The 2,464-nt window shown below is 68.3% G+C and carries 3 protein-coding genes; 1 reads left to right on the top strand and 2 read right to left on the bottom strand.

What is annotated here, in order from left to right; translation table 11 throughout:
• Positions 1-79: 79 nt before the first annotated feature.
• Positions 80-781, bottom strand: coding sequence for a Crp/Fnr family transcriptional regulator (locus tag KWI83_RS37570; RefSeq protein WP_218518854.1), 702 nt, complete (start codon positions 779-781; stop codon positions 80-82).
• Between the two features lie 23 nt (positions 782-804).
• On the opposite strand from KWI83_RS37570, the gene KWI83_RS37565 reads away from it, so the two are divergent.
• Positions 805-1,089, top strand: coding sequence for a YciI family protein (locus KWI83_RS37565; RefSeq protein ID WP_218518853.1), 285 nt, complete (start codon positions 805-807; stop codon positions 1,087-1,089).
• On the opposite strand, the gene KWI83_RS37560 is transcribed toward KWI83_RS37565, so the two are convergent.
• The gene (locus tag KWI83_RS37560) at positions 1,074-2,306 is read right to left on the bottom strand and encodes an IS701 family transposase (protein ID WP_218518852.1); all 1,233 of its coding nucleotides are present in this window, start codon (positions 2,304-2,306) and stop codon (positions 1,074-1,076) included. The two genes, KWI83_RS37565 and KWI83_RS37560, sit on opposite strands and share 16 nt — an antisense overlap.
• Between the last annotated feature and the right edge of the window lie 158 nt (positions 2,307-2,464).

The following is a 2,464-nucleotide window of genomic DNA, read 5'->3' as shown; positions in this document are numbered from 1 at the left end:
CGTGATCTTGCTTGTCGGGCCGCCGCATCCGCGCCATCGGCGAGCTCCCGCTACTGCTGCGGCTCCCTGCCGCGCGTCCTTAGCCGTGGGTTCGCAATTCGAGGAGCTCCGGGGCGAGGATGGCGATCGTGTGGCGATTGACCTCGATCAAGCCGTCCCGGCGGAGCCGGGAGAGTGCACGGTTGACCGTCACCCTGGTGACACCCAGGAGGTCGGCCAAGACCTGCTGCGTACCTGGCAAGGTGATGCTTCCCTTTGCATCTGATGCGGCCTCGTTCAGCAGCCAAGCCGCCAGTCTGGCCTCTGCCGGCATCGTCGCAGTGATGGTGATCTTTTCTTGGTGACTTCGGGCTTGGCTGGCAAGAACGCGCAGTACATGCCTACGCACAGAAGGCACATCGTCGATTACGGTCAGGAAGCGGTCACGCGGCAGGGTCCGTACCGAACACGGCGTGAGCGCGGTGAGGGTGGCGGTGTGTCCGTGGCCATCGATCACGGCAACCTTGTCGAGCGCGCAAGGGCCGGCCCACTCGCCGAAGCGGACGACCCGACCCGAACGCGTGGTAGCGGTGGCAGCCACCCGACCACGCAGCAGCAGCACAAGATGCGACGCCGGATCACCTGCATTACGCAGCGCATGTCCGGCTGGGTAGCCGCGTGCAAGCGAATCGTCCCAGAGGGTGCGCAACTGGTTGTCCGACAACCCAGCCAACAGCGGAATCTCGCTCAGTGAGCGCCGCTCCGCTGCAACTGCAGTATCAGCTGATACAGATCCCGGCATGCTCAGAACCTACCCTCAGGCGCATGCTGATCGTCGAACTTGCATTCACCGCCACCTCAGAGCGCCTCGCGGCACGTCCCGCGCATCGTGTACTCCTCCAGCGCCTTCATGAAGAGGGCCATCTCGTCGCCGCAGGTCCGTGGGCAGACGACACTGGTGCGCTACTTGTCTTCAATACGGAACGCGGGGAGCTGGACCGCCTACTTGAAACCGATCCGTACTACCGCACACCCGGAGTCGAGGTGCTCGGCGTCCGCGAGTGGGCGCCGGTGGTCGGTCGGGGACTGCTGATTCACGACCACGCCTGAGCGGCGGCTTGTCGGCGGTAGTGACTGGCCCGGGCCCGGGCCTGATGGCGGCGTCGCCAGGCGGACCAGCCGAGCCGGTGGGCCGCATCGTGCACGGTCCGGACGACGAGCGTCGTGAACAGCCGCTGGATCTCGTTGCAGGTGAGCGGGATCAGCCCGTCCGGGGCGGGGTGGCGGGCGTGTGCGTCGGCGCGGACGACGGCGAGGAAGGCGTGGGCGAGCATGGCCAGGGTGACCCAACGCGACCACGAAGTGAAGCGGCGGACCTGGTGCTCGTCCAGTCCGGCCAGGCCCTTGCCGGCCTGGAAGGTCTCCTCCACCCGCCATCTCGCCCCGGCGACCCGCACCAGCGTGGCCAAAGGCACCGGGGCAGGTGACCAGCAGCGGTAGTAGGCCAGTTCGCCGGTGGTGCGGTTGCGGCGGATCAGCAGCTGATGGCTGCCGGACCGGGCTTCGGCCAGGTCGACGACGGCCCAGTCGTAGAAGCGGTGGCCCTTGGCGCCGGCCCCGGCCGACAGCTTCTGCCAGGCCCGCCTGGGCACCTTCGAGGCCAGGGCATCCGCGCGGAACTTCCCCGCGCTGGTGGCGAATTCGGCCGAGCAGGCCACGGCGAGCACGTAGCCGACCTGGCGCTCTTCCAGCGCGGAGCGCAGCCTCGGGTTGCCGCCGTAGACCTCGTCACCCGCGACCCAGCCCACGCGGTGCCCGGCGTCCAGGAACCGGCCGATCATGCGGGCGGCCAGCTCCGGCTTGGTCGCGAAGACGGTGTCCTCACCCAGTCCCGCTGCCCGGCAGCGGTCCGGGTCGGTGGTCCACGAGCGCGGTATGTACAGCTCGCGGTCGACCGCCGCATGTCCGCGGCGGCCCGCGTAGACGAGGTAGACGGCGACCTGGGCGTTTTCGATCCTCCCGGCGGTGCCGGTGTACTGGCGCTGCACGCCGACGGTGTGCGTGCCCTTCTTCACGTCCCCGGTCTCGTCGACCACAAGCACCGCGTCCTCGTCGTGCAGATGTTCCAGCACATACTCGCGCACGGCGTCGGCATCCCACTTGGCCCGGCCGAGCAGGTGCTGCATGCCGTCCGGGCCGGCCTCCCCGGCCCACTCCGCGATGCTCCAGCAGTTCTTGCGCGGCAGGTCCGACAGCAGCCCCAGCACCAAGTCCTTCACCCGGCGCCGGGGTTCAACCCGCGCGAACCGGCCCGCTATCCGAGACATCAGGACCTCGAACGCCTCCTGCCAGCGGGCAGGGTCTACGCTGTGACCCGCGGCCACCGCATGATCTTCAGTCTTCACACACCGATGATCAGCGGTGGCCGTAACCGTGCCTGCGCCGACCCCCACCAGCAAGATCACAATCTGCGGCTGGAGTACTA

Source organism: Streptomyces sp. TRM70350 (assembly GCF_019219825.1).
Classification (GTDB): Bacteria; Actinomycetota; Actinomycetes; order Streptomycetales; family Streptomycetaceae; genus Streptomyces.
Note: the sequence above shows the minus strand (reverse complement) of the source record. Positions and strands in the feature narration are given on the sequence as shown.

Bases quoted from the DNA above. Each gene is read 5' to 3' on its own strand.
- KWI83_RS37560 (WP_218518852.1), bottom strand. From the start codon at position 2,306: ATGTCTCGGATAGCGGGCCGGTTCGCGCGGGTTGAACCCCGGCGCCGG.
- KWI83_RS37565 (WP_218518853.1), top strand. From the start codon at position 805: ATGCTGATCGTCGAACTTGCATTCACCGCCACCTCAGAGCGCCTCGCG.
- KWI83_RS37570 (WP_218518854.1), bottom strand. From the start codon at position 781: ATGCCGGGATCTGTATCAGCTGATACTGCAGTTGCAGCGGAGCGGCGC.